This is a genomic window from Streptococcus agalactiae, assembly GCF_949788565.1.
GTDB lineage: Bacteria > Bacillota > Bacilli > Lactobacillales > Streptococcaceae > Streptococcus > Streptococcus agalactiae.
On sequence record NZ_OX460931.1, the window covers coordinates 1,208,150 to 1,233,328 of the forward strand.

Here is a 25,179-nt window from a genome sequence, read left to right on the forward strand (position 1 = left end):
CTGCTAGTTGTTCTCACTTGTTGTAGTTCCTTGGATCATTGGTATGCTGGAATTGGTACCATTTGTGGCTTCTTTCATGTCCTCTAGTTTCCCATTCCAAATAGTCAACTGATTAACCAGGAGCTTGTCGGAAACTTTGGAGTAGGACACCATAACTGTCTTGGTTTCTGTCTGAGTGGTTCGCTGTTGTTGCTCACTCAAATCAGATACATAGGTCACTTGATAGGTAACTTCCGCAAGTGCAACATTGCTTTCTATATTGACATAGATACTGGCTAATTCGAATCGGTAGTCAAGCATATAATCTTTATAAACTTGATTAATCGCTTTATTCTGATTTGCTTCCTCTTCTGAATATGCCGAATCCGTCATGTAAGGCTTGATACGAGTGTTATTTTCTCCTAGGTGGACCTTTGTATAATATTGAGTGAGAAATTCTTTGACAAGCTCACCTGATAAGACCGTTGCTTTTTCTTCCTGCTTTTCCTTTGTCACAAGTTTATTGGCTTCTGCTCGTATTTGCTTCTCTGTTTGCTTTGAAATGGATTGTGAGCCAATCGTATAGCCAATCATAACCATAAAACTGACTGCGATTAAACTACCTACTCCAATTAGAAATTGAGCCTTCGCTTTGTTTAACATGGCTTACTCCTTTATTAGTGATAGCTACATCATATCAAGATTAACTTGGAGATTTTATCACAAGAAAAAGGACTACGCATTGGTAATCCAGTTACTTTTATTATGAAGTCTATATTTTATAATCGCAATTATTCAAGCGAAAAATAATTTGAAAAAATAATTTTTTCTACCTCTCTTTTAATTAATTCTCTTTCATAAATACCGATCATTATACAATCATATTTTTTAAGTTCATCAGTAATCCCATCTAAATACATATCTAGTGTCAATTGATTTCTCTTAAGATGATTAAGTAAAGAAAACTTAAATTCTTTTTTAAAATCTTTTTCATTAACAACTCTTAAATACTGATTCCCTTGACCCTCTGTCAATTTTAAAGTGAAAAATTTCAATAAAGACCTCTCGAGGCTGTAACGATAACCGCTCAATCGATATTCAACTTTTTCTTTAATAAGATTAACCATAAATTCTTGTTCATCATGCTTGTTATCTCCCCACCATTTCCGATGTAAGAGTTTTTCAAACAATAAAAGTGAACTTAAAGGTAACTGTCCAAAATCATAAGAGGTTAGTAACTCCATATTCTTCAATAAAAACTCACTCATAGATGAATTCAAAGTCTTATTATCATCAGTATAGCTAGGAAATAAATTAGGGGTTATAGAAAGCCCTCTTATATATTGTTCAACTAAATCTTGTTTTTCCCATCTGTCTTGCAACTCTATACTTCTAAAACCATATGTATGGGTAGACAATATACTTTGAACTACAATGAGTTTTAAGTTAGGAATCCCTTTGAAATCTTTCAAAAACTCATCATCAATAAGTTCAATATCTTTTGTCTCAAATACCTTTCCAAGAACTTTCTCATCAAGACCCTTACCGTATTCAATCTCAGTGATTATTGAAACTATATCATTATAAATTTTTCCTCTTTCTTCTCTTCTTGATGACAAAACTTCTGATAGAATCTCTAAGTAATTTTCAACACTCGAATCCCAATTCCGATTTTCTGGATACAGCAATTGATATAATGCAAATGCCCCACGGTAGTTAACAGACATCGTTTTTACGATTTCTAATAAATTGGTAAAATTTGAAGTACTACTGTCAACATAGTCATAATTATCAGTTAGGTACTTAAAACATATTCTAGAATAGCCAAGCTTATTATCATAGTCTCGAATAACAATCTCATCACGATCTCCAAAAGAATCTAATATTATCTCAGGCTCTCTTAAATTAGGGAGAAATACATCTGACAAATCATCCGAGTCACTATATTTATCAAACAGAATATTCCAAACCTTCTCTTCATATTCATTATAATAGTCTCTAATCTCATTACGTTTAACATAATACTGTCCGCCGTTTTTAAAATGGAAATCAATTTTTATTATATTTGAATGCAATAAGAAATATATGTTGCTAGTATCAGAATTAGATTCAATTTCAGGGTAGGTCGAAGAGTAAAATACATCTATCTTCTCGATTCTTTTAAAGTCTTCTTTGGAAATCAGAAGACTAGAATCAGAAATTGACTTTTCAAAAACAAATAATTTATCTGTGTTATTTGTTTCCCAGTAACTGCCCCTACTAAAATTTTGAGAAAATCTTTCCTGAATTAGATTTACCAGTTGTGATATTGCTAGTTTATTTTTGGCCATCTCCGCTAATATTTCAAAAATACAAAAATGTATGTTATTTATTTTACTATATTCATACCAATTAATTCCAAGTCTGCGAACTTTCGAATTATACTCTACACCTAAAACTTCTTTTTTTCTCGTAATACCTAAAGACTCAAAACTATTATCAATCTCTATCCAACGTATATCCTTTTTAATTAATTTATCAAATATCTGAACATCTAGCTTGAATAAAGAAATTGCAAAAGAAATTAATTTATCATCTTCACAATTATTATGAGAAATTAAATCGTATTTTTCTTTTATAAAGGACTTATAATTGACAATATCCCATTCCTTATATCCCTCAACTTTATCAATTATTTTAGAACTTGAGTTGGTAAAATAAACAACATTTAAAAATATGATTTTATCTGTATTATTGTCAATATTGGATAAATCCATTTTGACTTGTCTAAAGTAACTCTCCCTAGCACCATAAGAAAATTTTTGCTTGATTAATTTATTAAAGTATTTATTATATCTATTTTCAATATCCGATTTAATAACTGCTTTCAGACCTCCATCTGTATTTTTGTTGATAAATATGGTTATTTTAACCACTTTTAAGCTAAATTTCAAAAGAAAAATAAACAAAATCAATAGGAAACCAACTATAGCCTGCCAAAGATATTGATAACGAATATCAATTGATGTATTAAATTTAACTATAATAGGAATAACAATTGAAAGTAATAAAGAGCCGAAGAATTCCCAACAATTTGTTAAATGGTACCAAACATTGCTTTTGGTCAAAAAATCCATTTTATGATAACCTAAGTACGTTCCTTTTTCTTTATTATCATAACCAGCCATAAATTGTAAAAAACCGATATAAACACCATAACTTGCCCAAATTGTCAAGACTAGAGAAACTAGTGATACTAAATCTAAATTATTATCACTAGTTTGAAATATTAAAATCTCGTATTGATGGCATACCCAATATATATAACTTATAATTGACCAAAATAAAATATGAGAAAAATATTTTATTTTGTCACCTGAAATTAATTCATCTACAAAGATTGAAAATCTAAGCCAAAAAAACTTCAGAATATAGGACAATATAAGAATAATTATTGGGGAATATAGGATTAATTTTTCAAACAAGCAAAACACCTCTTCTTTTTTCAAATTAATAATGATTATACCTGATATATAGAAAGCATACAAATACCAATATGAGTTTGTCTCTAAATTATGGAATATAAATAGGGCTACCCAAACTTAGGTAGCCCTATTTATATTCCATAATTCTCCTTTTCACGATGTTGGTCATCAGTCCAAGCACTAGCAGAATATTAAAAATAATAAAAAATCCTGTAAAACTCCAAATACCATTGGTGGCTAAATCTTCTGTATAGAGATTTCGTTCTGTGAGGAAGAGGTAAACCCCATAGATTTCAATAAAGACTAATCCATTGATAAGTCCGGTAAGTAACAAAGCACCTGAAACTTTCACAATCCGATAAAGGACAAGCAACATCAGTCCTATTGCTATGATAATCAGAAGGCTTTGTAGAATTTGTTCCAATATCTTACACCTCTTTCTAGGCTAATTGCTTGCGATAATAGTCAGCCTGTCCCTTGTCTAAATCATCAAGTTGGGCAACCAAATCAAGGTATTCTGCCTTCGTCACCTCATCTAAGCTTGGAAAATCATTCTCACGAGTTGTGATGATGAGTTCCAACTGTCTAGTGATTTCACGCTTTGAAAAGCTATAATCAAGAGTTTCATCTTCATACTGTTCCTTTAAGTTTTGGTAGTTTGCCCTATCTTCTGGGCTTGTAAAACCTTGTGCCAACCATTCTTCAAGTTGATAACGCATTTCTTCTAGTGTTTGGGCCATGATCTATTCTCCTTATGTTATTTCTTGACTTCATTTTACCGCGTTCAAAAATATTTGTCAGCCTTTTTTCTTATATCTCGAGTGCTATTTGTTGCTTCTTTTGGGGTGTTGTATCTTCACTAAACTTGGCCAAAGCGGCATCTATTTCCTCAATTTCTGCTTCTTTTTCAACCAAGGGAGCCAAAACATCATACTTAGCCTTTACAAGCTGATAGTCCTCTTCCTTGGGAAAAATTTTCTCAACTTCAACTTTGGCTACTTGTAGCTTATCTTTTAAATCCTTTACCAGCCCTTCTGTCTTTTCTTGGTCATCCAAAATATGGTCAATGGCATTACTAATTCGTTGAATGGTTCCCACGTCTGATTTCAAATCTAAGGTAACAGTATAGTGGTTGTCACCAACAATCATTAAAGAAATGGTTTCTGGTAAGGGCTCACTAGGACCTCGTGTAGTCATTTTTAAATCAAATCCTCTAAGGTTGGCAAGTGTTCTGACTTCCTTGGTCTCTGAGCGGTTATAGGTAATGAGTTTTCGCAGATAGTCCCCAGCTTCGGCACGATTATCCATCACTTGATTGTCAAATCGCATGACAAAATCTTGCGACTTTGTTGCCAAAGATCGAGCAATATCTTTATCATATTGACTTAACCGTTTTTCCATGATAGGGAGGTGCTTCTCGCAATAGGAAATGGTATGGCGATACTCGTCTTTGGAGCGATTGAAGGCTCGTTTTTGATTCTCTAACACTGTCAGTTCATTTTCCAATTCCATTTTGAGTTTGAGATAGGGGTTTCCAGTTGCCAATGCCTTAAAGTCTGAGGCGGTCATGGTTTGTTCATCAATGTCTTCTGCTGATCTCACAGGATCTTTTGAGGTCATAATCTGCGTAATGTATTTGAGCTTATTCTCCTGTGTCTGCCAGAGGTAATTGTCGAAGCTCCCTTTAGTAATATAGTGATAAATATCTACTTCCTGGTGCATGTTTCCTTGTCGAATCAGTCGTCCATTTCGCTGGATAATATCAGAGGGTCGCCAGGGAACATCTAAGTGGTGGACAGCTTTCATGCGTGATTGCACGTTTAGACCCGTTCCACCTTTTTCCGTAGAAGCCATGAGAATCCGTACTTCTCCGCTATTGACCTTTCTAGACAGTGAGTTTTTCTTCTCATCAGTATTGGCATCATGGACAAAGGCAATTTCTTCTTTTAGAATCCCTCGATCGACCAACAAAGCTTTCAGTTCATTGTAAACATCAAAGCCTTCTTCCTTACTTTTAGGAGTTCCAATATCAGAAAAAATCATCTGAGTGGATTTGTCTTCAGCTCCATCACGGTAGATTCGTTCGACATTATCCACTACTTGAAGGATTTTCTGATTATCCGATAAGGAGTAAGCAGGGTCAATCAACCGCATATCAATAGCTAGTTTTCTGGCTTCACCTGTTATCTTAAGCATGTTATCTCTACTTGGATCAACACTACCTGACTTGATAGCGTCTGAACGCTTTACCAGCTCTTCCAAATAGTATTTCTGAGCTTGCGTTAACTCGCTTTCCACCGCAATAATCTTAGCTTCTGGTACTGGTAAATCAAGCATGTCTGAGGTCTGAATATCGCCAGTTTCCTTGTAGATTCGCATGAGTTCAGGAAGGTTGACAAATTTCTTAAACCGTTTCTTAGGTTGGTACTTATCACCTGTCGGGGCTAGTTCCATGGAGTTTTCGATATTCCCAAAAGCCCCAACCCACGAATCAAAATTGGATACCAGGTATCGTTCCAAGACATCGGGTTGAATGTAATTCATCATGGTGAAAAGTTCACTAATAGAGTTAGAAACTGGTGTTCCTGTCGCAAAAACGACATTTCTATCTCCATGCTCTGCCTGAACCTGTCTCACCTTCATCTCCATATCCACGTTCTTTTTAGAAGTTGTATTGGTGATTCCAGAGACATTTCCAAGTCCAGTGATTGGACGGATATTCTTGAAGTGATGAGCCTCATCCACAAAAAGAAAATCAATGCCAAGGTTTTCAAATTCGATAAAGGTATCTCGCTCTAGTTTTTGGAGTTCTTCCAACTGGTGCTCCAATCCCTTAATCGAACGTTCCGCTTCTTTCACCGTATAATCACTGTCACTTCCTAGCTTGATTTCTCTGAGTTGCTCGAGTTTGTCATTGATATAGGCGACCTGTTTTTCACGACTCATCGGTATCTTCTCAAATTGTGAATCCCCAATGACAATGGCATCATAGTCCCCTGTAATAATCCGAGACACAAACTGCTTACGTTTGGCTTTGGCAAAGTCTTTCTTAGTGGTCACATAGACTTTCTTGGTTGGGAAAAATTTCATGATTTCTTGACCAAACTGAGCAGTCAAACTAGAAGGAACCACATAGAGAGGTTTATGCACCATCCCTAATTCTTTCAACTTGAAACCAGCTCCAAGCATGGTCAAAGTTTTTCCAGACCCTACCTCGTGGGCTAGTAGAGCACGTTTTTCCTCGACAATTCGTTGAATGGCATTCTTTTGGTGAGGACGTAACGAGATATTCTGGGCAAGTCCATCAATGGTTAAATGACTACCATCATAGGACTTTGATACTGTACGATTGTAGAGCCTATTATAGGTGTCTTCAATCATTTGTTGGACTTCTGGATACTTTGCTACAAAACCTTGAAAGAGTTCTTGTAGGTGTGTTTCCTTGGCACGTAGGACCGTTGTTTTCTCCACATCTGTCACATTCTTTTTCTTATCCCCTTCGACAACTTGTTTTGTGATGGTTGGTTGATTGGAATTCAGGAGATTTTCAAAGATTTTTCGACCACTATCATAGCGTGAAGCAGGGACACCTAAACTCCTATCCGTTGCGTTGGAATAGGTGTAGGCAAACTTAGATTGGTAAGTGATAACCCCGTCAATGGGACTGACTTCTAGGACTGTCGCTACTTCTTGGTCTGACAGTTCATATGCTTTCCCCATAAAGGTTTCTTGGGCAAATTTTCCGTAAATAGACAAAGGAATCCAGCGTGAACCGATTCGATAATCAATGTCTGCTAAAGTAATGCGTTCTGGTTTGACTGTTTCTAGAAGTCCTGCATAATGCGGCCAGTTAAAGTCCTGATTGTCTTGTTTGACGAATAGATCTACCACTTCTAACTTGCTAACGACATCCCCTGACAGAAAGTCTTGGCGAGAAACATAGGTCAATTCTCCATTCAAATACTTCTCAGGATCAGGCATAATGAGGTCACCTAACTCCTCAATCAAGGTCATCTGCGATTCAACCTGATAGATAGACATCATATAATAGAAATCAACACCTCGTCCGTCAGCCAAGCTCGAATTTAAGGCATCAAGGGCAGTATGCACCTTTTTAACCTCTTTTTCAGGACGCACTAGAGCCTTCTCAAAGGCAAGGGATTTAGTATAGATAACAGACTTTCCACTTGGATCCAGACTTTCATCTTCCAAACTAGCAATAAGCGAATACTTATCATCACTATCAAAAAGATTGCGGTTCACAGCACTATTCAAATACCCATAGCGTTTGACAAAGCTATCATAGGTACGATTGAGTTTGCCTAACAAATGGTTAAAGGTCCCCTTATCGTAGTCATAATGGCGTTGAATGGCAATGACCTCTTGGTAAGCATTGCGAATATCGACCATTCCTTTGATTCGTGCCACTTCTTTATCAGACAAAGGAGCTTCATAGAAAACTGTCTTTTTATAATAACCCTTAAACTGACCACGTTTGGCTGTATCATCGGTCACATAGACATCTAGAGCAGTGTTATCAGTCACTTCTAAGGCATTAAAGCGATCAATCTGCTTTTGAGAATGTTTGGTGTCCCATACTTTGAAGTTGCCCTCTTCATCGACATAGTAACTGATTTCTTCCGTCTTGGTTCCGACTCGAATGCCTTTATTATCTCGATAGTAGACCGTAGCACCCTGGTAACCAAAACTGTACTGACCCAGATTCTCCCTCATTTCAACTGGAATGGAGGTATCAATGACTTGTTTAATCAACACATCTGGGTTAATGATGACTTCATTTCTATGAATCTCTCTTGGGGCTTTTACTTGATGTAGAGCTGCTTCAACACTTTCAATCAAGTCATCACTAGTCCCCTTAACAGAAAGTGTTCCGCCGTTAAAATTTCTGACCTCGTAGGTTCCTAGCACTTGGCTATTGTATTCTCCATCAAAGTAAGGATTGAGCCAAATGCGACTATCCTTCTCATAGCGAATAGAACCTGAAAAGGCTAAGTCGTCTGCCACATATCCCTTGTCTAAGTGTTTCTGGAAGAATAACATATCCGTTGTGACACTCGTTCCTGCAATGGCCTTAAAGGCAGAATCAGGCAGTCGAACCCCACCAAGAAATTCAGTTGTCTCACGAATATCTTGGAGGATATTTTCTGTTCGCTTATCCATAGTTCCTGTGGAAGAGATAATCGCTACTTGTCCACCATCATGTACCAAATCAAGAGATTTTTTGACAAAGTAATCATGAATCATATAAGGCTTATCGTACCTATTATCCGCAATTCGTATATTGGCAAAGGGCACATTTGAAATCACCAAATCAAAACTATTGTCGTTAAAAGCCACCGTCTCAAAACCCTTAATTTCAATATGACTATTGGGATGAAGGTGTTTGGCAATAGCTCCTGTAATAGTATCTAATTCCACACCATATAACTCACTCTTTTCTCTTAAGTGTTTGGGCATAGCCGCAAAAAAATTCCCTGTTCCCATGGAAGGATCTAGGATTTTGCCACCTGTAAAACCATCTCTTTCCAACTTATCCCACATCTGACGGATCAGGGCTGGGTCTGTGTAATAGGCTGTCAGAGAGGACTGTTTCATATCCGAATACTCTTTATCTGTGACTAGGCTTTTCAGTTCTTCTCGTTCATTAGAAAATTTTGGATTATAGTCATCAAAAAATTCATTGGCTAGTCCACCCCAGCCTACATACTTGGCAAGGAGTTCTTGTTCACTTGGTAAAGCATTGCGGTACTCCACTTCCAAATTTTTTACCAAACGAATGGCCGCGATGTTTGTCTCAACCTTATCTCTAGCAGTCTTAGGATAAAAGTCCGTCAAATCTTCTGGAAAATAAAAGTCCGTTACTGGAATCTCTGGAATTGTTTCCCCTAACTTCTCAATAGGACCTTGGTTGTTTGGTTGGTCAACAACATCATTGTTAGGTTCCTCTACACTACTTGGTTCCAATAGTCCAATACTCTGAACTGGCTCCTCTTCCAGAAATGAAAAAAGATTTAGTTCTTGGTCCGCTTCTTCTAACTCTGTTTGTGGTTCTGCCTTTGGCTGATGAAGTGCCTGACTGACTTCTTCCCAGGTCCTCACATAAAGAACTGGATTTTGTTCAATGATATCCGAAAAATCATTGACTAACTCAATCCGAATCAAACCGTTCAATCGAGCATCGCTGACCGACATGACCTCAAAGTCCTGTCCCTTATAGGAAACCAATGACCCCAGAGGATAAGTGTCCAATACTCTCTGGACTAGTGGATTTTCCGCAAATTCTTCATCAACTACTTCTTTTCCCTCAACTTTCTCTAGCTTGCTCTTCCAATCTCTGAGGGTTAAATCTGGCTGGTTGCCCTTATCTTTTTCAAATTGTTCCGCATCTTCTCTGCTGAGTTCTTGGTGTAAAAAGGCGTAGGCAACTTGTCGCAACTCTTCAATGGAAAGCTGACTACCAAAGAAAAATTCAACCATTTCATGACTTAGTCCCATTTGGAGTAGTTCTGTCGCAAGGGCTAGTTGAGTTACCGAGGCTTTGGGATAACCACCTAATAAAGCAAGGTCCGCATTTTTTAAACGAAAACGACCTGCCGCATCCAATAAAATACCGACTCGGTCTGGGTCAAACTGAGATAAATCAATCCCTAGCTGAGTCAATTTTTTTTGATTTTCTATCCTAATAGCTTGTCCAATTTTTTCTAATTCCTTTTCTTCGACTGTAGTCAGCGTTCGTTTCAGCTCATAGGGACTGCCATCAGCTTCTAGATAGGTAAGTAACTCCTCACCCTCAAAGATTGGTGTCATTTCCATTTCAGTGTCAAAATCACCTCGTTTAAAACTTGGGACTTTGGAACCTTCATTACGAATTTGGTCAAAATATGTTAGAATCTCAAATTTACGTCGTAAAGATAACTCTTCATAAGCTGGCAGATGACTGGTTTTTCCTGTTTGAACATTCAGTTGAGACAAATCTACATCCAAACTAGCAATAATCAAAGAGCCCTCTTCTCTAAAAGATATTGCTTGATTACTACTCACTTTGTGCTCATCAACAGTTTCTTCATTTTCTAGAACTGTTTCATCAACTCTTGTTTCAAGCTCAGGTTCGTAGGTCAAGAGAAACTGTTCAATATCTCGGCTGATCCGATCCGCTAAATTATTAGCCACACGATACACATTGACCAAATTAGCTCCCCTACTCTTTTGTAATAGAGAATCTGGTGAAATAGTTTGGTAGTGTCCATTTGAGTCTAAAAGTTGAAAACGAGTGGCCAGATTGAACAAGGCCACTTCTATCACCAAGTTTTTTTCAGACGGCGATAGTTTGTCTAGTTTTTGGAGACCAGTTTGGCCGAATACTTGTGTATAGGTCAATAGATCATGAGCGGTATCATAAGGACTAGCCTGAACAAAAGCTGAAACATCTGTCTCAAAGTGAAGTACCTGAACATGTCTTTTGAATTCCTGCCTATTGGTCATAAACTGATAAACGAGACTATCCCACTCCTCATCAAAATGCTCTGCTTGGTAATATAAAAATGCCTCAAGCAGGGCTCTATCACGAGGAATGGTGGCTCTCATCATTTGTAGTAAGACTTCTTGATTCATTTTTCCCTCCCATTTTAAAAGGGCTGAGAGTTTTTCTCAGCCCTTTGCGTTAATCTAGGACCAAGGCTCGTTGGTCTCTTTCTTGTGGAATACCTTCAATTACAGTTGCCACATAGTGTTGTAAGAAATGACTTTTCTGGTCTAGTAAATCTTTTTGCAAGGCAAGGTGAACCAAATCTCCAAAATAATCCTGGCTGGAAATAGCCAAGTCCTGTTGAATCATGTCCTGTAAGGTTTCAAGGCTAAGTGGTGAATAATCGTCACTATCCAAAACCTCATACTGTTCCAAGGTGTCTGAAAGACTATTTGAAGACATCAGATCCATAATAAAACTAGAGCCTTCCCCTGTTCGGTACAACTTTTCTAGAATGTCAGTCATATCTGCCTGTACTTCATCCTGATAACTATCAACTTTAACTCGTAGCTCATCACTAATCAAGGATAGGTCATCTTCATCCATATAATCTTGATAAACCTGATTGAGGATTGTTCTATCAGAAATACTTAATTCCAAAGAGAGAAAGGCCTTGATAAACTCTTGGTAATCGACCTTCTCCATTTCAGACAAAGCCTCTTTCATGGTGTCAAAGTTCCAAGCCATCACACAACTCCTTTTGTGGGACTAGTGGTGAATGTCCAGATTGTAGCTCCTCTAAATCAGCTTGACCATCACCATCTGTGTCAACAGACTGCGGATTGGTTCCCAAAGCCAGTTCCTGAGCATCTGTCAAACCATCTTGGTCTGAATCCTTTTCATAAATAGTTTTTGGATTCATCTACTTCTCCTCCTTTTTCTTCAGTCCATAAGCCGTACCAAGTAGAATACCAGCTCCAATCAAGCCCAAAAGGGATTCCTGTTCCCCTGTATTTGGCAAAATGCTTGCTGGAACAGGTGGTTCAAGAGACTCAATCGGTGGTTGAGGTGGTGTGGGATGATTTGGACTTGGTTCTTCAGGTTTAGGTGTATGTGTTACAACTATATTTGAACTGATGACATAGCCATTCACTGTATGGAGATAGGTATTCTCCACCTGACCTGTCGCAATCCGTTTCATCTGCAGGTAAACATCTGCCTGAAAGGCTGAATCATCAGAGATAGTCTCTAAGAAGGATTTATCAAATGAAATTGACACTAGGCCATTTTCTGTATCCACTTGTTGCAAGGTATATTTCGTGACTTCTGTTCCCTCTTTTAAGACAGAACCGTCTTTGAGGGTGACATCCGTCATCAGATAGCTGCGGTAAACACCATTGTACTCATCATGCTTTTCATCATAGTTATCTTCAAAACCATATTCAAATAAATCAGTCGCACGATTGCTTGGAATCAATGCTCCAACCAAGCGATAGTTAAAGGTTTGATGCAAGGCCACTTCTTTCCCGTCAAGGCTCTCATCTTTATAAGACAAGTCAATCACCACATCTTTTTGTGGGTCTAGTTTGGGAACATTATTAACCACTGTTTCCGTGACATAGGCCAAGCCAAAATCAATCTGATAGGCTGTATTTTCATACTGACCACCTGTTTTGGTCAACTCATTTTTTACCGTCATCGGAAGCGTGACAACTAAGGTTTGACCAGTCTTCACATAGGTCTCATAAAAGGCTTTTGGATCATCGCTACTAAGAACTTGAATGGCTCCTTTAGGTGCAAACTGACGTTTAGCCATGGCATCTTGGACGACTTTCGGAGCTTCTGACAAACTAGCGTAGGTGCTGACAGAGATACCAGATACACGATTGCCATCCTTATCCAAAACTTGAATGCCATCAGGATCTAGGGTAAGAGCTTCTTCTGGGTAATCATCTACCATGTAGAATCCCTTGGCAAGAACATCATCCGTCACGACCACATCCTTGTATTGACTGTAATCCAATACAATTTTGTAATAATTGACCGTATTCGGAAGAACAGTCTTTCCATCAATTGAAATGCCTTCTTGATTGGTATTAGACTTGTGTGGAGTTACTTTAGGGACAAAATTGGTCACCGTGTTGGTTTCATAGGCTTGCCCAAAGTCCACCTGATAAGCCACGTTTTCATAAGACTTCCCTGAATTAAGCATGGTTTCCAAAACCGTCATCGGAGTGACAATGGTAATATTCTCCCCCTTGGTCACATAAGATTCAAAAAAGGCTTGTGGGTCCTCAGGCATAAAAACTTGAAAAGCTCCTTTAGGCTGAATTTTTTGTTTCGAAAGGGCTGCTTGTAGCGTTTTAGGAGCTTCTGATAATTGAGAATAAGACTTCACCGTGATTCCTGAAACTGTTTTGCCACCAGATGTGACAAACTGAATAGCTGCTTCATCCGGCAATAAAGCTTCTTCTGGATAATCATCCACAAAGTAAAAACCTTGTGCAATCTGAGAGTTGTCTGCTTTAATCCCTCGGTATTGGTCCAAGTCCCATGAAAGAGTATAGTGATTTTGACTTCCCACTAGCATGGGCTTCCCATTGATATCCACTTTATCCTTGTTTAGATTTTGTTTCTTGGGTTCTGGAGAAACAAGCGTGTTAGTCACTTCCTTGGTTTCATAGCCATTGCCGAAATCCACTTGGTAGGCCTTGTTTGTATAGGTCTTTGTCTGACCGTTGAGACTATCTTTCACCGTCATTTTGGTCAAAAGAGTTAAAGAAGTTCCTGTTTGAACATACTGGTCATAAAAGGCTTGGTTGTCATCCGGCAAAAAGACTTGAAAGGCACCTGTCGGTGAAATCTTAGCACGAGCTAATTTATCTTGAAGGTCTTTAGGAGCTTCATTTAGGGAAGCATAGTTTTTAACCGTTATTCCTGATACCTTCTGACCGTCAAGGGTAGTAACAGCCGTGCCATTTTCCACCACATCTAGCACTTCCTCTGGGTAATCGTCCACAAAGAAGAAGCCTCGTGCAATTGTCTCTTTAGCAGAACGATCTCCCTTATACTGGTCCAAATCCCAAATCAATCGGTAGTGGTTGGTTGTGCCAAGGGCTACGACCGTGTCATTAATGAGGACACCATCCGCATTTTCATTGTTTTTATCTGGTGTAATGAGTGTAGTTGTCTCCCCATCACCTGGTGTACGAACCGTTACAACATTTGAAGTGACTGTGTAAGTATTGGTTGTGCCCTTGTTCAAAAGGAGTTTGTAACTATTGGAATAGGTGGCCCCATCATTTTGAACAGAACCATAGAGTTTTGGAGCGTTCAGTTGATAAACCTTGGTTAAATCTTTATTTACCTCCTGCAACAAGTTTTCCTTTGCGGTTAAGGTCACAAAATTCTTAGTCTCATCAAAGCTAAGGACATAGTTTCCATTCTCTTTTTGTGTTGTTTCCTTATCAAATAGGTAACCAGCAGGCAAGTAGTCCTCAAAAATGAGACTAGTCGTTTGGGCACGATTGGGCGATAAGGCATCAACTGTTAAGGGATAAATCACCGTTGAATCTTTTGCGACAGTTTTCTCATGAAGATTAGCTTGGTCACTATTGACCACTTCTTTCATAATCTCTGGAGTTGTGGTCAAACGGTATGCATGATAATGGACTGTCGGTACTTGTGGTGGCGTTGGAAGTTCTTTTGGGATAGGTTTGACAGGTAAGGTTACCTTGGTCAAGGACAGACTAGGCTGCACTACTTCATCCAAAGGCTTTGGCGTGAAGGTCACAGGCTTTTCTGGTGTAAATGTTTTAGGAGTAAAGACATCTGGTGTTACCGTAATAGGTTCTGGAATGGGTTCAAGCTCCACCGTTACATGAGGTTTGGGACTATACGGTGTTACTGTACGTGCAACTGGTAGGGTATTTAAGGCGAACCAGTATGACAAGCCAACATTCTGTGGCATATCGCCTTGGCCAAAGGTGACTGTATAGGTATTGCCTGATGTAACCGTTGAGACAATAGCTCCTTTATAAGCATAACGACTTGATGTGGTATCCCATTCCTCAGGTAAATTCAAATCACTTGCACGGTTTGAACCCAACGAACGGGCCAGACCTTCATTAGTCACTTGAACGGTAGAACCATTAATCGGCACAAATTTCCCAGAAGTATCTTTGACATATTCTAGACCAATGTCATTATGATTGAGGGAAGAATGCGTGAAGACACCTGGCTTTTCTTTGGAGAAGGTAACTTGTGAACCGTCTTCCAAGAAATACTTGGCAACTACACGAAACTCCATCTTGTCTGTTCGCCAATCACCGTTTCCGTCATTTCGATAGGCAATAAAGCCCTCGGTTGGATCATTTGGCACAACTAATTTCACGACATCGGTTCCAGCTGGTGATACAAGGTTGGTAATATCGTAAGTCACTCGACTAATCTTTTTACCATCAAATCGTGCATTTTGAAGATTTTGATAGTTAAAACTAAGGGTCTCACCTGTTTTGAAGCTGTCATAGACAAAGAATCCTGTTGAATCCAAAATTCTTGAGTAGCCACCCAGCATAGCATCGCCAGTTGAAATAATCTGATCAGGATTTCGGGTAATGGCACCATGTTGTGCTTGGGGTTCACCGTTATTGAGATTGAGGGCTTGAGCAAGGGCTTCAGAAATATAACCTTCTTCACCTTTTGAAATCTCGGCTAAGTCACGTTGATAGCGTTCCAATTCTTTGGTATTATAGGCATCAATCGCTTCATTCTCTTTTCTGGCTGCGGCTTCTTTTTCTTTATTACGTTTTGTAATAGCTTCAATCTCGGCTGCCCGATCTGAAACGAATTGTTGTTTCTCCTGATTAGCTTGATCTACTGCGGCTTGACCTGCACGGTTTTCAGCATCAACAGCTGCTTGACCAGCCTGATTACGCCTTTCAATGGCTTCATTATCTGCCTTTGCCTTAGCAAGTCCAGCTTCGTTTTCTTTTTGAATGGCCTGATTTTTCGCAACAATATCATCTGCCTTTGTTTTCTTTGTTAGATAATCTGCTACAGCTTGTTCGTTAGTTGATTGAATGGTTTCAACAGCCTTGCCATAGTTTGTATAGTCAAGTACAGATGTCCCATTTCCTGATGAAACTACTTGTTCAATTACTGTCACATCAACATCTGCATACTGGGATTTTAGGTCATTGACTTTGGTATCAACCCAAGCAATTGTCTCTTTCCCAGTTTGGTTGGCCCCCTCGTAGGCCTGTGACAGCTCCTTGTTTTCTTGTTCAATGCGGGCTTTATTCGATTCGTATGTCGCTTTGTCAGCTTTGTAGGTTTCAGTAACTTCATTGATAGCCACAACTTGGTTTTGGGCATCTGCTTCAGCTTTTGAAATTTGTTGGTTGGTTTCTGCCGCAGAAGTTGTATTTCCTAAGTCCATTGGACTATCTTCAACCGTAGAAACACCTTCAGCCTTTGCTTCTTCAACTGCTTGTGTTACCGTATCATGTGGTACGGTAACAGCAATCGCTCCGTTAGATTGTCCAGTTGACCCTAAACTTTCAGTTTGTTCAGAAACATGGTTTGGTTGTGCTTCTGGTAAATCCGTAGCTGGATTCTCCGTTCGTTGAATGGTGGTGTCAACTGATGATGTGACTTCATCAGCATGTGCAACCGTTCCTCCCCAAGCAACAACAGCCGTCACCATGGTTCCAAGGGCAACGGAACATAGAGTGCGATATTTTTTACTCTTGCGAAAGACGTGTTTCTCGCCTTTTTCTTGATTGACAAGAAAGTGATGATTACATGTTTTGGTCATAAAGTGTCCTTCTTTTCTTTTTTCTTTAGCAACAAACTGTCACTCTTTATTAGATACGAGGGCGTTAAGCGAGCACGATAAAAATAGGAGTTTTGACGAAGAACTTTCTGTTCTAGGAGAAAATCTCTTTTTTGTACAGCTCGTAGCCCAAGTTCAATACCATCATAAAAAAGAAGGCTTGATTTTGTTATCACAATCAGATCATGGAAAAGAAAATGTTGCTTTTACACCACAAATGTTATAAAATTGTAGTGTAAAAGCAACATAGGAAGGAGTAAGCATGTCAAAAAAAGAGATTCTACTTGAATTTATAGAAAACCACAATGGCATTATCACCTATAAAGATTGTAAAGCTCTAAATATTCCAACAATATATTTGACAAGACTAGAAAAAGAAGGAATTCTATACCGCGTCGAAAAAGGAATTTTCCTAACCCAGAATGGAGACTACGACGAATACTACTTCTTTCAGTACCGATATCCCAAGGCTGTTTTCTCATATATCTCAGCGCTTTACCTCCAACAATTTACAGATGAAATTCCTCAATATTTTGACGTAACCATTCCTAGAGGCTACCGTTTTAATACTCCTCCAGCGAATCTGAACATTCATTCCGTTTCTAAGGAATATAGCGAACTAGGAATTACACTTGTAAAAACCCCTATGGGAAACGAGGTAAGAGTGTATGATTTTGAACGTATTATCTGTGATTTTGTGATTCATCGAGAAAAAATAGATACTGAGCTTTTTGTCAAAACACTTCAACATTACGGAAACTATCCTAAAAAAAATCTTACAAAACTCTATGAATATGCGACAAAAATGAACACCTTGGACAAGGTCAAACAAACTCTGGAGGTCCTAGTATGAATAAAGCTAAGCTAACAGCACTCTGTCATAAAATATCAAAGAATACTGGATTAACCTTTAATTCCGTGATGACCTATTACTTTTTAGAAGTGATTTTGAAAAAATTAAGTCAGAGTACCTACTCAAATCACTATATCTTCAAAGGAGGATTCCTACTGTCAAATGTTATTGGAGTTGAATCTCGTAGCACAGTTGATATTGATTTTTTGTTCCATCAAATGACACTTTCAGAAGATACTGTGAAGCAGCAACTCAAGGAAATTTTAGCAGATTCCGAAGAAGGTATATCTTTTGTGATTCAATCAGTCACAGCTATTAAAGAAAGTGATGACTATGGTGGCTATCGAGCAACAATTTCGTGCCAACTTGAGAATATTAAACAAGTTATCCATTTGGATATTGCGACAGGTGATGTTGTAACTCCTCAGCCGATTACATACGACTATAAAGCTATTTTTGATGAAGACAATTTTCCAATCATTGCTTATACAATTGAAACAATTCTAGCTGAAAAACTTCAAACCATCTATTCACGTAACTTCTTGAACAGTAGAAGCAAAGATTTTTACGATGTTTATATTCTTTCAAAACTGAAGAAAGAAGACATTGACTTCATTCAGTTGAGAAATGCCTGTCAGAGAACATTTTCATATCGCGAAACAGAACTCGATTTTGTAAAGATTATTGAACTACTCGAGAGGTTCAAATCTGACCCTATTCAGAATAAACAATGGCAAAATTATTCAAAAAAATATAGCTATACAAAAGGCATTTCACTTGCAGATGTTCTTGATGAGATGATTCGTCTCATAACAGTTCTCATTTCTATAAATTCTGATTAATCGTGACAAAAAAACACAAAAGATATGCTAACATTTATTCATTTTGTTAGCATATCCTTTTTTTATTTCGTCGTATAAGCAAAACTCAAACTACTATCCACTCCAGATAATTTACGGAAGGTGTAGTTGGGATTGCCATTGTAGTTGGTTTCGGAGATAAGGAATGAGCCATCTGGGTAAACTTTTTCGACGAAAGCCACATGTCCGTATTCTGTTGGTGTACCATGTCCTCCTCCCGCAAAGGAAAGAATAGCTCCTGCTTGCGGACTTGTCCCTGTCTCTCCACCTAGACTTGCGGCTGTTCGTACCCAATCTTGGCCATTGCCCATGGTACTGATAATTGGAATCTTCTCACCGTTTTTACCTTTGAGTTTTAGACCCAGTTGGTTGATACGGGCTGCAACTCCCCAAGTACATTGGCCGTAGGCATACCCCATACCGTCACCACCTCCTGGAACAGAGTTTTCAAAAAGGTCTCCTCGTACAGCTTCAAGTGCTTTTCGATCACTTTGTGCTGTCCCACCGTTAGGTTGACTAAAGCCTTTTTCAATTTGGTAATACCACTCACTTGCTCGTGTTTGACGTTCAAGTAGCTTATCTCCACTATTTCCTTCCCAGTAAATGAGAAAGAGTTGGGCAAGACTAGCTGGACTTCCTGAATTTTTGAAAAAGTCCTTTAACCAGTTGGTGTAATAAGGACTATCCCCATGCAACATGAAATCCAGTTGTAACCCCAAGTCATACCACTTTTGATGTTTTCCTTTGGCATATTCCAACAATAAAGTATGTCTGCGTGACCCATCCGCGGTATCTGTCCATTGGCCTAAGCCTAAACCACGTTTAAGTATATTTGGGTAACGTCCATTGTATATAGTTGGACCATTGATTGAGAGCCAGCCCTCATCATCCCACGAACTATCAGTCGCACCAACTGGCGGAGATAAATAGTCGCCTTCAGCTCTTTTTGGATTAATGGAAGATTCTACCGACCAATTTCCTAAAATAGCTGCGATAGCTTGATTGGTCGCACCTTTGCTTTTAAGATAGTCATAAATTGCCTTGGCTCTCTCAAACTCATCACCGCCAAACTGACCGATAGTTGGAAGAATGGTGGTCTGAACCTGAATCACTTTTGGAAAGTAGAAAGCTGGATTGACATAGACCAACTTATCCGTGTCATCATCAACTTTTTGATAGGTGACTTTTAGACCCGTTCCGTCTTTGGTCTGACCAATAATATCTCCTGCCAAGACATGTTGATTTTCACTCACTCGGCCTGAATGAATGCCAAACAAGGTTAGTTTAGTCTTATTCACTCCCTTACCAGATGTCAAAACAACGTTCTCTCCATCAAGAGATACCTTGCCATCCATCGGAGCTACAATGACTTGACCTTCTTTCGCTTCTAAGATGATATGGTGATGAAGCGTTGGTTTCTCATCAATGACCTCATACCCATATCGGTAGGTCATGCTTAAGCTATCCTCATCGGTCTGTCCCTGAAAGGGATTGTCCAATTCTTGAAGGGCTAGATAGTTGCCTCCTTCTGTCAACTCCTTTAACTCTTCCTGGTCCTCATCAGACAGCTTGTAAGTAGGTTCTTTATATAAGTCAGACATGGATTTAATAGAATCTCCACCATTTAAGTCTGTCCACACTTGACTGAGAAACGCTTTGTAGGTCACACCACCTGTTTCCATGAAATCGTCAAGCTTGTAGTCTTGGTATTGATGATTCATGTAAACCATAATCTCATCAATCTTGGTGTAGTAGGCAATCCCTTTTTCGTTGGTTCTCGTATGTTCCGCATCTTCCCACGTCATGTGGGTATAGGCCTTGGTCAACTCCATCTCATCTTGTTGAATGACACTACTACCTGAAACACTCATGAAAAAGCTCATCATCAAAAGGAGTATCAAGAGAATGCCTGAGACAATCCAAGTCAAAGGATTTCCCGCAAGGACAGAAAAGAAAGTCACACTTCCCTTAATGGCTTGGACGATTCCTTTGATACCTGCGACACTTTGTTTTCTCACATGCTTTAAAAAGGTTTGGTAGCGTCTTCTTGGTTTAAGAGGTTTCTGGCGTGTGAATCCTTTTCCCTTTTTGAAGTTCTGGAATCGTTCCTTTCCATGAGAAAATTTTGTTTTGGTAATCCGCACACCAGTCTGACCACTTTTCACAGCCACTTTACCTGCTTGATAAGTAAACCTGCCATAGCGTCTGGCTTTCAGGCTAGTATCTTTCATGGTTCTTAGACCATCTAAATCATCCTCCTGTGATACCAAGTCAAACGATTCGGATGCAGCTAAGCCTAATCCAACTTTGAATTTGGTAGAGTTTTTCTTAGTCTTTTGGACTTTCTTGAGTTGCTTAACCTCACGCTTGGCAGAACTTACGTCTTTTTCTGCACTTAGCCGATCAAATGATTTTTCTTGGTGAAACTGAAAGCGAGACTTCAGGGAAGGATTTTCTTTTTGGAAAGGAAACTTGGACTCAACTGCCTGTTGTTTCTCACTTAGTTTCACTTCTGACAGATGTTTTCTTGCCGTCCGCAAACGCTCTTGAGCTTGAGGAAGTCGATAGTTCTTGATTTCCTTTACCTTCAACAGTCTAGGAGACACATAGGTAATTTCTTTTAGGAACTTCTCTTCTGCTTCCTTTTGGTTACTGAGTAGATTTCCTTTTAACTCTGTTTTCTTTTCCTGAAACAGAGAATTTTGGGCTTGTTTTCGAAATCGTCCTTTTTTAGGAACAGTCTGCTTTAAGGACCTAACTTCTTTCCGATAATGCATACGGGCTGATTTTAAGTTACTTCGAAAGTTTTGCCTAGCCTGTTTGACTAGCTTTTTATCCTCTTTCATCTCATGTCCTCATTTTTTCAGGGTCCGTACTCATGATGTCAAAGAGCTTGGTGTGTTGTGGAATCTTATTCTTGAATGGGACAACGGTGGAACCGGCCTTAATTAAGCCTGCCCCTTTTTCAGGATTAACTAAGTACTTCTCCAGCTCTTTAGAAAGCCCAAGCATATGCACCAATTCTTCTCGATCGCTCTTAGCCTGTTTCAAAAGAATCATGAACTCGCTATTGGCAATAATGCGTCTGCCATTGGCATCCAAAAGAAGCGTTTCTACATTCTGAGTAATGCCTGTCGGTATCGCACCATACTTACGGACACGACTCCAAAGTTTGAAGAAGAAATCAGAGGCATACTTGTCTAATAAGAGAAGCTGCATTTCATCAAAGTAAATCCAGGTCTTCTTCCCTAGTTTTTGGTTTTTGACCACCCGATTCCATATCTGGTCAAAGATAACCATGAGGGCAATCTGTTTTAATTCATCGCCTAACTTTTTGACATTGTAAATCAGGAAATGACTGTCTGTTTTAATATTGGTTCGATGTGAAAATATGTCCAGCGACCCTTCCACATAGAGTTCCATATCCAGTGCCAAGTCCTTAGCTTCCTGTTCAGGTTGTCGAGCTAAGACAAAGACCCATTCGACCAAGGATGGTGTGACAAAATGCTTATAGGTGAGTCGTGTCACACGGTCAATCAAGGACTTCTCACGACCATCCATTTTGCGGTCCAAGAGCTTTCCAATCCAAGACAAGAGAAATTCGGACTTGACCTTAACTGGATCCTCATCCATATTCTCATCTGATAGATCTAAGACATTTAAGAAGGTAGTGGAATCTGGGGCAATATCAATACTCTCCCCGCCAAAGGCTTGACCGATAATACTATACTCATTTTCTGGGTCAACAATAATAATTTCAGTATCACTATCTGCTTCCTTGAGCTTAGTTGAGATGATTTCGTGTTTTGTCGCCATCCCTTTGCCAGCTCCAGAAGTCCCTAAAATCAAACCTGACGGAGTATTTAACTTGCCACGGTCAATACTGATGATATTACTTGAGATTTGATTGATGCCATAAAATTTCCCACCCTTGTCCTGAATATCTACGGAAGTCCAAGGGGCATTCACGGCAATGTTTGAAGTCAATAGAGACCGAGAAACACCTTCGAGATAGTTCTTCCCAAATGGCAAGAGACTATTAAAAGCAGCTTCTTGCATATAGGTCAAATTATCAATAATCATATCATTAGACCCTGCCACTTGCTTGATAATATCAAGAGATTGTTTGAGTTGATCTTCAGTATCCGCCAGCACGCCAATTAGAAATACGGTGTCAAACAGTTTATCTCCTGTCTGGGTCATGGTTTGAAGAAGAGCTTCTGCTTCATTGATGTTGTTCTCAAGAACATGGCCGACCTTCTCCAAATAGATTCCAGTCCGAGCCATCTTTTGTTGTTCCCCAATCTTTTGCGATTCCATCAAGGTCTTCTTGGTTCGTAGCTTGGTCATGGTTTCAGACTTGGTAGAGCCTTTAGCATGTAGGCTCATCATCACTTCCAAATCTGACTGCATGAGGTCACGAATAAATTTATCCCCTAGTTCCATACCGTAATCACGAACATAGACAATCTGTAATAATCGATCGTCCAATTCAATATGATTCTTATGTTTAAAGGAAAGGTAGGTTGGGGCAATAAAGTGTTTGGTGGATTGACCTGAGAGGGTCAAATCCTTGTAAGAGAACGGTGAATGATTTTCACCACGCAACATATCCGCAAGGACATTCACTCGCTCCTCTCCACCGAGTAAACCAAGAGATACATCAATCTCTGAAAAGCCACTCTTGAAATATTCCCCAATCTGTGACAGAGAACGAAAAGCTACTTTTGGTGTTTGGTCGCTCTTGCCAAATGAAAGAAACTTGACGGCTGAAAAGTTGTTCTCACCCGCCTCTAAGTTGGCATCCATCATGCGATTCAATTCATCACGATAAGCATCAAACCCATCTTCCTGCAAGGGATAGAGAATACTCTTACGGAATTTTTCCAAATTAACTTTTTGATTGAAAATAGTCAGTTGGAAATTGGTCTGATCATCCAGTGAATTGATTAAATCGGAATATTTCTCCACGATAGCTCCCTTATCATCTAAGCCAACTGTTTGATAATTAACATCTCCTAAAAGATAGGTTTGTGAGAAATAACTTGGACTGACCTGCATAAGGCCATTCTGAAAAAGCCCTTGATAGGCTAACGTATTTACGGTAGAAGGTCTGATCTCCTGTTTCTGTGTTTTCGTCTTTTGCTTTTTGTCATTAGAAGAGGTCTTTGGTTTCATTGAGTGTTTTAATTTTTTCACGTTGGTCTCCTTTTCTTCCAGTAAATGTGCGGTCTGGCACCGTTAGTTCATAATGAAAACGGTACTTGAGGTAGATTTCAAATGGTAAATCATTAGGGCGATAGACCCCAAATAACATGAGTGGAATGGTAAAGCTAAAAATAAAACCATAAACAAACCAATCCCCAAATTGCCAGTAAAATAGGTTCAAGCCCAATACCAAAATGGTTAGGGCTACGGCTGGAAATACAAAAATAACCTGTCTAGTTGTAAATCCCAGCCATGCCCTGTGTTGAACCTTTGAGATGTCCTTAAAGACACGTGTGTTCATAAATGTTCTCCAATCTAAGTAAGCTATAAAAAGAGGAGGCGAGATAGTGACTCCCTTCCTCCTACATCCCCAAAATACTTCGGGCGGTTCGTTGACTACCTACTAAGGCAATGATTAACAATATGGCCTGTACCAAGCCACCAAACATAATGGCGAGTGATTCCATAACTCCAGCTCCATTTGATACGGCAATCTTTCCAGCCGATTCAAACAAGGGAACAAGAGATACAATTAGAAAAATCAAAATACCTTGAACGGCATATACCATGATGTTTTTAAGGTAACCAATCCCAACACTTCTCCAGTCATCACTAAGGAAGGTCGGAATGGTAACAGGGGCAAAAGGAATCATCAGATAGAGTTGGATAAAGCGAATGGTAATCAAGATATTGACAACCATGATGCTGGCCATTCGTACCAACCAAATGAGAATCGCAAAAAAGCCAATAATCATTTTTCCTACAATTCCAGATCCCTTAATGTCTGAGATGGTATCATAATTAGCACCACCATTCGTGACAAGACTTGCCACTTGTTCAATAACATAAGAGGCAATGGCAATAATGGCTTCCACAATAACCGTCGTATTGGTAATCACGACCGCGACCATGATGTAGCTGACAATCATAGGTGCTATGGCTTCAAAGGTCATTGCACCGCCTGAGTTTGCGATTTTCTTGGCCATTTTTGAAAATTCGAGTACAAGAACTACCGCAAGAATAGCTACTCCCAAGGGCTGCATAATCCCCTTGGTAATGGCTGTCATGTAAGACCAAACCGTCGGATTAAAGTCCGCTAGTGACTTAACCAAGTTGGCGGTTGATTCTAAATCCACTTGAAACCCTTCAAAAAGGCTATCGCTAGATACTTTTTCAGAGGCTAGAAATACAAAAGGTGACGTAACATTCATTATCATGTCATGTGCTGTCCTCCCCTAAATGGTAATCTGAGTCACAAAAGCACCAGCGGCTCCCACCATGACCCCACCAACAATTTCTAGAATGGCATTTCGGACACCTGGCCCACCATCTTTAATGTTGGTTGAAAGGTTGATTATGCCCATGACAACAAGAAAGGCTCCTACTGCAATTAAGCCTTTTTGTAATAGAGACATGGCTTGAGAGAACATGGAGCTGGCGTCCACTCCGTAAACAAAGCCTGATAGTTTTTGATTCATATAATTCCTCATTTC

Annotated in this window: 15 protein-coding genes; 2 read left to right on the top strand and 13 right to left on the bottom strand. The window is 39.1% G+C overall.

The window, feature by feature from the left end:
• Nucleotides 1-3: 3 nt before the first annotated feature.
• The 8 genes from QOR44_RS06275 to QOR44_RS06310 all read right to left on the bottom strand — a co-directional run bounded on the left by QOR44_RS06275 (nucleotide 4) and on the right by QOR44_RS06310 (nucleotide 16,747).
• Complete coding sequence (locus tag QOR44_RS06275) at nucleotides 4-642, bottom strand: hypothetical protein (protein ID WP_017648285.1); 639 nt, start codon at nucleotides 640-642, stop codon at nucleotides 4-6.
• 128 nt (nucleotides 643-770) lie between these two features.
• Entirely contained in the window at nucleotides 771-3,452 is a 2,682-nt protein-coding gene (locus QOR44_RS06280) for a hypothetical protein (RefSeq protein ID WP_283572700.1), read from the bottom strand.
• Between the two features lie 118 nt (nucleotides 3,453-3,570).
• The gene (locus tag QOR44_RS06285; RefSeq protein WP_025195498.1) at nucleotides 3,571-3,870 is read right to left on the bottom strand and encodes a DUF5966 family protein; all 300 of its coding nucleotides are present in this window, start codon (nucleotides 3,868-3,870) and stop codon (nucleotides 3,571-3,573) included.
• A 13-nt stretch (nucleotides 3,871-3,883) separates the two neighbouring features.
• Nucleotides 3,884-4,183, bottom strand: a complete 300-nt coding sequence (locus QOR44_RS06290) for a DUF5962 family protein (protein ID WP_017648288.1) — start codon at nucleotides 4,181-4,183, stop codon at nucleotides 3,884-3,886.
• 70 nt (nucleotides 4,184-4,253) lie between these two features.
• Nucleotides 4,254-11,075, bottom strand: coding sequence for a helicase-like domain-containing protein (locus tag QOR44_RS06295; RefSeq protein WP_138083623.1), 6,822 nt, complete (start codon nucleotides 11,073-11,075; stop codon nucleotides 4,254-4,256).
• A 49-nt stretch (nucleotides 11,076-11,124) separates the two neighbouring features.
• The gene (locus QOR44_RS06300) at nucleotides 11,125-11,676 is read right to left on the bottom strand and encodes a hypothetical protein (RefSeq protein WP_017648290.1); all 552 of its coding nucleotides are present in this window, start codon (nucleotides 11,674-11,676) and stop codon (nucleotides 11,125-11,127) included.
• Entirely contained in the window at nucleotides 11,660-11,851 is a 192-nt protein-coding gene (locus tag QOR44_RS06305) for a calcium-binding protein (protein ID WP_001068448.1), read from the bottom strand. The genes QOR44_RS06300 and QOR44_RS06305 overlap by 17 nt, the downstream gene beginning before the upstream one ends.
• On the bottom strand, nucleotides 11,852-16,747 hold the full coding sequence (locus QOR44_RS06310) for an SspB-related isopeptide-forming adhesin (protein WP_069987820.1): 4,896 nt from the start codon (nucleotides 16,745-16,747) through the stop codon (nucleotides 11,852-11,854).
• A 280-nt stretch (nucleotides 16,748-17,027) separates the two neighbouring features.
• Here QOR44_RS06310 and QOR44_RS06315 point away from each other — a divergent pair, with 280 nt between their 5' ends.
• A complete protein-coding gene (locus QOR44_RS06315; RefSeq protein ID WP_017648292.1) occupies nucleotides 17,028-17,618 on the top strand; it encodes a type IV toxin-antitoxin system AbiEi family antitoxin domain-containing protein in 591 nt (196 codons plus the stop codon).
• Nucleotides 17,615-18,460: a nucleotidyl transferase AbiEii/AbiGii toxin family protein gene (locus QOR44_RS06320; protein WP_017648293.1), complete on the top strand. Its 846-nt coding sequence runs from the start codon at nucleotides 17,615-17,617 to the stop codon at nucleotides 18,458-18,460. Before QOR44_RS06315 ends, QOR44_RS06320 begins: the two co-directional genes overlap by 4 nt.
• Nucleotides 18,461-18,522: 62 nt before the next feature.
• On the opposite strand, the gene QOR44_RS06325 is transcribed toward QOR44_RS06320, so the two are convergent.
• The 5 genes from QOR44_RS06325 to QOR44_RS06345 all read right to left on the bottom strand — a co-directional run bounded on the left by QOR44_RS06325 (nucleotide 18,523) and on the right by QOR44_RS06345 (nucleotide 25,164).
• Nucleotides 18,523-21,324 (bottom strand): phage tail tip lysozyme, encoded by a 2,802-nt coding sequence (locus tag QOR44_RS06325; protein ID WP_105105265.1) that lies wholly within the window; start codon nucleotides 21,322-21,324, stop codon nucleotides 18,523-18,525.
• Nucleotide 21,325: 1 nt separating this feature from the next.
• Complete coding sequence (locus tag QOR44_RS06330) at nucleotides 21,326-23,677, bottom strand: VirB4-like conjugal transfer ATPase, CD1110 family (RefSeq protein WP_161940620.1); 2,352 nt, start codon at nucleotides 23,675-23,677, stop codon at nucleotides 21,326-21,328.
• Nucleotides 23,634-23,987 (bottom strand): PrgI family protein, encoded by a 354-nt coding sequence (locus QOR44_RS06335; RefSeq protein WP_105105267.1) that lies wholly within the window; start codon nucleotides 23,985-23,987, stop codon nucleotides 23,634-23,636. The genes QOR44_RS06330 and QOR44_RS06335 overlap by 44 nt, the downstream gene beginning before the upstream one ends.
• A gap of 61 nt (nucleotides 23,988-24,048) precedes the next feature.
• Nucleotides 24,049-24,903: a VirB6/TrbL-like conjugal transfer protein, CD1112 family gene (locus tag QOR44_RS06340; protein WP_105105268.1), complete on the bottom strand. Its 855-nt coding sequence runs from the start codon at nucleotides 24,901-24,903 to the stop codon at nucleotides 24,049-24,051.
• Between the two features lie 18 nt (nucleotides 24,904-24,921).
• On the bottom strand, nucleotides 24,922-25,164 hold the full coding sequence (locus QOR44_RS06345) for a hypothetical protein (protein WP_001072171.1): 243 nt from the start codon (nucleotides 25,162-25,164) through the stop codon (nucleotides 24,922-24,924).
• Nucleotides 25,165-25,179 lie beyond the last annotated feature (15 nt).